We start from the raw sequence: 6062 nt of genomic DNA on the forward strand, positions 1-6062 counted from the left end.
ACCCGAGGCGAAGGCGAACTGTATAGAGCGCAACGGAATAAAATAACTAAATCAACAACAAATGAACTACTTTCTACCTCTACTATCAGTGCTGTTAGGTTACGTCATTGCAATTGGTTTAAAACCAAAAGCTAAAACAAATCTTAAGTTGTTATTAGCGTTTAGTGGTTCGTTTTTATTGTCATTAACAGTTATGCATTTGGTACCCGATGTGTATCAAAGTCCCACAAAAAACGTTGGTTTTTTTATCATGCTGGGTATTTTATTCCAAATCGTTTTAGAGTTTTTCTCGAAAGGTGCGGAACATGGGCACGTGCACGGACATGATACCATGACGCAAATGCCATGGTTGTTGTTCATTAGTTTGTGCATTCACGCATTTCTTGAAGGATTTCCTGTGGGACATCATCACGATTTAGCCTACGGAATTGCCATTCATCACTTACCTATTGCCATAATCTTAACAACATTTTTTTTGAATGCCAAGTTGAATAAAATAGTACTCTTTATCTTTATGCTGACTTTTGCGGTGATGACCCCATTGGGAACTTTAACTTCCAATAATTTACCTATTTTAAATCACTATTATACCCAAATAACAGCAATTGTTATTGGAATTTTGTTTCATATTTCGTCAACGATTATCTTTGAAAGTAGCGAGGGACACAAGTTTAATATTGCTAAAGTTTCAATGATTATTTTGGGAATTGTATTGGCGAGTTTATTGTAAAGGAATTAGCAAAAACTTTGTAACTTTGAGACTTTGCAACTTTTATCTATGTCATTCACTAAAACCACCGAAAAAGCCTCGCATTACGAACATTTAGAAAAAATGTCAGTTGCCGATTTGTTATCCAATATTAATAAAGAAGATAAAACAGTTCCGCTTGCCATTGAAAAAGCGTTGCCGCAAATTGAAGCGTTGGTTGCCAAAGTTGTGGAAAAAATGAAACTTGGAGGAAGGCTTTTCTATATTGGCGCCGGAACATCAGGAAGATTAGGCATTGTAGATGCATCTGAATGTCCACCAACTTTTGGCGTCCCGTTCGATTTGGTTAACGGAATTATAGCCGGTGGGGACAAAGCAATTCGCAGAGCGGTAGAAAATGCCGAAGACAACACTACACAAGCTTGGATTGATTTACAAGAGTTAAGTATTTCAGAAAAGGATGTCGTTATAGGAATTGCAGCGTCGGGAACAACGCCTTATGTAATTGGTGGTTTAGAAAAGTGTAACGAAAATAACATCATTACAGGTTGTATTACTTGCAACGAAGGAAGTCCGATAGCTTTGCTGGCAAATTTTCCTGTTGTAGTGGTCGTGGGACCCGAATTCGTAACCGGAAGTTCACGAATGAAAGCTGGAACTGCACAAAAATTAGTTTTGAACATGATTTCAACCACAACGATGATTCAGCTCGGCAAAGTAAAAGGAAACAAGATGGTTGACATGCAATTGAGTAATGATAAACTTGTAGATCGTGGCATTAAGATGATTATGACCGAAATTCCAGTGAATTATCAGCAAGCATCAGACTTATTGCAAGAATATGGCAGCGTTCGAAAAGCGGTAGACAATCATAAGCGAACCAATAAAACTGACGAACTAAAATAATTTAACTATTTAAACTATGAAAAAAATACTTACCGTATTCATACTACTGACTGGATTCTCTGCTTTTTCGCAAGGATTGACATTAGAAAAAAATAAAACCAAAGAAATTAAACTAGAAAATGGACGATTTTACATTAACGGAACCCAAATTCCTAGTTATGAAATGAAAAAAGTATTTGCCTCAAACCTTCATTCCGTCAAATTGTATAAAGAGGCCAAATCAAAAGAAGCCATTGGTGGAACACTTTTAGGACTAGGGTCTGCCATGACGCTTGTGGATCTCGCAATTGGTTTGTTTTCTAATGTCAAATATCCAACGGTTTTAACTTATGCAGGTTTAAGTGCTATTGCGGTTTCTATTCCCATACTTTCAGGAAGAGCTTCAAAAATCAATGAAGCGGTCAAGTCCTATAACGATGAACTCAAAAACACTACAGCTGCTAACACTAATTTTGACATAAATGCCCTTGTCAATCAAAACGGAGTTGGACTTCAAATCAAGTTTTAAACAATGAACAAAAAACTTTTAGACAACGGAATTAAAAACATACTCTGTGCGCTACCATTGATGTTTATTGGTCCGTGTGTCATTTATAATGCTTTTCAAAATAAGGAAAATATGTGGCACTATCTAGTTTTGGCTGTTGGCATTAGCCTTTGTATTTTAGCGGTATACTGCATGTTTAAAGGAATCAAAAATATCACTGATGCAATGTTCGAAAATGATAAATAAAGACTACCTCGACAGCGTAAAAAAGCAATTTCTATATTACAAAACTTTGGGAGAAAAAGCAATGGAACAATTAGAACCCGAGCAACTATTTGTTACCGTGAATGAGGATACCAACTCTATTGCCACAATTATTCAACATCTTTCGGGTAATATGCTGTCACGCTGGACAGATTTTTTAACTTCGGATGGCGAAAAAGAGTGGCGAAATCGGGACGCCGAATTCCAAGTAACACTAACCACCAAAGAGGAAGTACTTCACGTTTGGAATAAAGGTTGGAATTGCTTTTTTAACGCACTAAACGCGATAACACCCCAGCAACTGCAAACTATTATTTATATTAGAAACGAAGGTCATACGGTAGTCGAAGCAATAAACCGTCAGTTGGCGCATTATCCGTACCACGTTGGGCAGATAGTTTTTTATACCAAAATGCTAAAGCAAACCCAATGGAATTCGCTTTCAATCCAAAAAAACAAATCTGACAGTTATAATGTCCATAAGTTCATCAAAGAAAAAAGCATTAAGAATTTTACCGATGATGAATTAAATCGATTAAAATAATTGCTACACCATACTGGTTTTAAAAACCGCTCCAATGTAACCTTAACTATGAAAAAAATAACCCTTCTCCTATTCACAATCCTGCTCGTGTCCTGCAACAACCACCAGCGCAACTGCAAAGATTTTAGAACCGGAAAATTTGAATTTGTCCAAAATATAAATGGCAAAAAACATACGTCAACCTTTACCAGAACCAGTAAACTTCAAATAGAAACCTATAACGGCAAAACCGATACAGCATCGGTTCGTTGGGTTAATGATTGCGAATTTATTCTGCAAAAACTGCATCCCAAAAACATGAAAGAAGAAAAAGCCATCAGTATGAAAATTTTGTTTACTAAAAATAATACCTATACTTTTGAATATTCCTTTGTGGGAAGCAATAAAAAAGAACGTGGCGTAGTAACAAAATATGAATAAAACGCTTATTCATTAACCAAAAAAAATCGATGTTATGGATATTTTATTTACACCCAATGCACTAATTGCCCTACTAACCTTAACGTTTCTCGAAATCATCCTCGGTATAGATAATATTGTTTTTCTGTCAATCGTTTCCGGAAAATTAAGAGCCGAGGATCAACCTAAAGCCCGACGCGTTGGTTTGCTGTTGGCTATGGCGTTTAGAATCATTTTACTATTCGGAATTACATGGGTTTTGAGTTTACAAGACACCCTTTTAGCAATTAATTGGAATTTTTTTGAAGCCCATATTACAGGGCAAAGCATAATCATTTTTGGAGGTGGCTTGTTTTTATTGTACAAATCTGTTTCCGAAATTCATCATAAAATGGAAGGCGAAGAAGAAAGCGAAAAAGGAAAAGCCAGCAACAGCATTGCTGCGGCTATCATACAAATAGCGTTACTTAATATTGTCTTTTCTTTTGACAGCATCCTTACTGCAATAGGCATGGTCAATATGAAAGAACCTGCCAGTGGCGGTTTTGGTCATCAGGGCGCTTTAATAATTATGATATTGGCAGTAATAATTTCAATAGTAATAATGATGGTTTTTGCCGGACCAGTTTCCAAATTTGTAAACGAACATCCCACCATACAAATCCTTGGTCTATCTTTCCTTATCCTGATTGGCGTAATGCTGATTGCCGAAGGTGCACACCTCGCCCATTTTAAATTTGGCGATGACACACAGGTAGGCACCATCCCAAAAGGTTATTTATACTTCTCGATATTCTTCTCGCTGTTTGTAGAATTCTTAAACCTTCGAATGAAGAAAAGTAAACACGTTGTCAGGCTCCACAACAACAAAATCATAGATAGTAAGTTGAAAGATAAAGACATTACCAACTAAAAATTTTGCGTAATCAGTAATTAAAAAATCATTGAAAATGAAAAAAATCCCTTCACATATACTTTCTAAACTTATTAATATTCCGATTATAATCCGTATTTTTAATAAACAATTTGATAACAAAAATTGTCAAGCTATTTCAAAAAAAGTATTAATTTACCTACATTATAAAATGGAATGCATGGTATTTATTCTAGTAACTTCAATTTGGCAACAGGTCATGCTGATTTATTAGAAGTCGGACAATGTTTACTAGGATGTCATTTATACGACGATAACAATAACTTTGTCCCTATGATTATATTGATCTTTGGATATTAAATTAAAAGGATGAAAAAACAGTCCGTAATTCTAGTATTTTTTGCAATCCTAATTTCTTCTTGTGTAAACTATAAAAGAACCAAATTTGAATATAATTTATGTAGCAATACAGAAAGTGAAAAAAGATGGGTATAGATTAACACTGCCAGTTAAATTGTTAGCTGTTTCACAATCTCTTTCAAAACTTAACTTATAGAGTAAAAAATTATGAAAAAATTACTTTTAGTCTTCTTGACCCTTGTTACTGTATTAAATTTAATTTTGCTCATTATAGCTTTTACAAATATAGATTCTGTATTGCACCCATACCGTTTGGTTGTTGGTCTTTTCTATATGATGTTTGGGGCTTTTTTGAGACAGCATTTATCGAGTTACAATAGGAATTCTAAAGAATAACTAGGTTATTTTAATATAGCTTCAAAACTAGGTTTAAAATAATTTGGTCCTTTGAGCACTTTCCCATCTTCGCGGCAAATGGGATTACCGTCCTCGCCCAGCTTACTCATATTACTACGTTGAATTTCGTCAAAAACTTCTTCAATCTTGTGTTGCAAACCATGTTCTAAAATAGTGCCACATAGTATGTACAGCATATCGCCTAGCGCATCGGCAATTTCGGTTAAATCATTATTTTGAACTGCTTCGAGGTATTCTTCGTTTTCTTCATTCATCAAATTAAAGCGAAGCCAATTTTTTTGATCTCCCAAATCACCTTTCATCTCGTGGCTTACACCAATCCCGAAAGCGGTATGAAATTCTTTTACTGCGTTAAGTTGTTTTTGCATTTTATCTTTTAATTAAATGTAGCTGCAAATTACAACTTTAGGATACATTTGAGTAAATTTGTTGAAAATTTGAAATAAATGTTCACAACAGGTCAATGGACTTTTGCCGCATTTTTTTTTGTGGCATTTATAATCGCTACTTATTTTGCGTACGGAAAAGACAAAGCGCTGCATCAAAAGGTATATAAAGGCAGTTATAAGATTTTATTAGCATTTTTGCTGTTTATAGCGTTGCTGTTTGTTATAAAAGTAATGATGAAGCACTAATTATTTTCCTTTAAATAGATTCACGCTCACTGTGGCCAATTCTGAATTAGGAAATTTAGTAAAAACCTTTCCATCTGAAAACAATCCTACTTCGGCAGCTATTTTGTGCAATACTTCAATTTCAACAATATATTGATCCGAAAATCCATGAGTAGCATCATAGGCAGTTGCGGGAGTTAATCCGATGTTGGCGGCGGTTAAGTTTGGTGCAATGGTGTGTAATTCTATCAACAGCAAACCAAATTTTTCTACAAATGGCGACCATTTTTTCAAATGTTCTAATAAGTTCTCTTCAACTTCATTATTGGAAATTCGTTGTCCTCTATGAGCAAAAGCTCCAGTAGAAGTACTAACTCGGTTATGCGTTTTATGAAGTGGTTCTTCCCAAATCCGATTATGATCTAAAAAAGTTCTCACGTTTAACAATTCATTCAAGTCTATGTTATAGTCTACTTTTAGAGTCTCGG

General features: G+C 35.0%; 9 protein-coding genes and 1 pseudogene. 8 read left to right on the plus strand and 2 right to left on the minus strand.

What is annotated here, in order from left to right; translation table 11 throughout:
* The first annotated feature begins 61 nt into the window (after nt 1-61).
* The 7 genes from Q0Q96_RS05145 to Q0Q96_RS05175 are packed head-to-tail and all read left to right on the plus strand — an operon-like array spanning nt 62 to nt 4222.
* Nucleotides 62-730 (plus strand): ZIP family metal transporter, encoded by a 669-nt coding sequence (locus Q0Q96_RS05145; RefSeq protein ID WP_293872163.1) that lies wholly within the window; start codon nt 62-64, stop codon nt 728-730.
* 48 nt (nt 731-778) lie between these two features.
* A complete protein-coding gene (gene murQ, locus Q0Q96_RS05150) occupies nt 779-1615 on the plus strand; it encodes an N-acetylmuramic acid 6-phosphate etherase (RefSeq protein ID WP_293872164.1) in 837 nt (278 codons plus the stop codon).
* Between the two features lie 16 nt (nt 1616-1631).
* Nucleotides 1632-2123: a hypothetical protein gene (locus Q0Q96_RS05155; protein WP_293872165.1), complete on the plus strand. Its 492-nt coding sequence runs from the start codon at nt 1632-1634 to the stop codon at nt 2121-2123.
* Nucleotides 2124-2126: 3 nt separating this feature from the next.
* Complete coding sequence (locus tag Q0Q96_RS05160) at nt 2127-2348, plus strand: DUF6095 family protein (protein WP_293872166.1); 222 nt, start codon at nt 2127-2129, stop codon at nt 2346-2348.
* Nucleotides 2338-2910, plus strand: a complete 573-nt coding sequence (locus tag Q0Q96_RS05165) for a DUF1572 family protein (RefSeq protein ID WP_293872167.1) — start codon at nt 2338-2340, stop codon at nt 2908-2910. The genes Q0Q96_RS05160 and Q0Q96_RS05165 overlap by 11 nt, the downstream gene beginning before the upstream one ends.
* 48 nt (nt 2911-2958) lie before the next feature.
* Nucleotides 2959-3330 carry a DNA topoisomerase IV gene (locus tag Q0Q96_RS05170; protein WP_293872168.1) on the plus strand — a complete coding sequence of 124 codons (372 nt, stop codon included), beginning with the start codon at nt 2959-2961 and terminating at the stop codon, nt 3328-3330.
* A gap of 25 nt (nt 3331-3355) precedes the next feature.
* A complete protein-coding gene (locus Q0Q96_RS05175) occupies nt 3356-4222 on the plus strand; it encodes a TerC family protein (RefSeq protein ID WP_293872171.1) in 867 nt (288 codons plus the stop codon).
* A gap of 722 nt (nt 4223-4944) precedes the next feature.
* Here the strand turns inward: Q0Q96_RS05175 and Q0Q96_RS05180 are convergent.
* Entirely contained in the window at nt 4945-5328 is a 384-nt protein-coding gene (locus tag Q0Q96_RS05180; RefSeq protein WP_293872169.1) for a nucleoside triphosphate pyrophosphohydrolase family protein, read from the minus strand.
* A 78-nt stretch (nt 5329-5406) separates the two neighbouring features.
* Here Q0Q96_RS05180 and Q0Q96_RS05185 point away from each other — a divergent pair, with 78 nt between their 5' ends.
* Entirely contained in the window at nt 5407-5595 is a 189-nt protein-coding gene (locus Q0Q96_RS05185) for a hypothetical protein (protein WP_293872170.1), read from the plus strand.
* Here the strand turns inward: Q0Q96_RS05185 and Q0Q96_RS05190 are convergent.
* Nucleotides 5596-6062: pseudogene (locus tag Q0Q96_RS05190) on the minus strand (class I SAM-dependent methyltransferase); the annotation flags it as partial.

Origin of the sequence: Flavobacterium sp., assembly GCF_025352015.1 — a bacterium.
Taxonomy (GTDB): domain Bacteria; phylum Bacteroidota; class Bacteroidia; order Flavobacteriales; family Flavobacteriaceae; genus Flavobacterium.

Coding starts and splice junctions, on each gene's coding strand:
- Q0Q96_RS05155 (WP_293872165.1), top strand. CDS start 1,632: ATGAAAAAAATACTTACCGTATTCATACTACTGACTGGATTCTCTGCT.
- Q0Q96_RS05160 (WP_293872166.1), top strand. CDS start 2,127: ATGAACAAAAAACTTTTAGACAACGGAATTAAAAACATACTCTGTGCG.
- murQ (WP_293872164.1), top strand. CDS start 779: ATGTCATTCACTAAAACCACCGAAAAAGCCTCGCATTACGAACATTTA.
- Q0Q96_RS05165 (WP_293872167.1), top strand. CDS start 2,338: ATGATAAATAAAGACTACCTCGACAGCGTAAAAAAGCAATTTCTATAT.
- Q0Q96_RS05170 (WP_293872168.1), top strand. CDS start 2,959: ATGAAAAAAATAACCCTTCTCCTATTCACAATCCTGCTCGTGTCCTGC.
- Q0Q96_RS05185 (WP_293872170.1), top strand. CDS start 5,407: ATGTTCACAACAGGTCAATGGACTTTTGCCGCATTTTTTTTTGTGGCA.
- Q0Q96_RS05180 (WP_293872169.1), bottom strand. CDS start 5,328: ATGCAAAAACAACTTAACGCAGTAAAAGAATTTCATACCGCTTTCGGG.
- Q0Q96_RS05145 (WP_293872163.1), top strand. CDS start 62: ATGAACTACTTTCTACCTCTACTATCAGTGCTGTTAGGTTACGTCATT.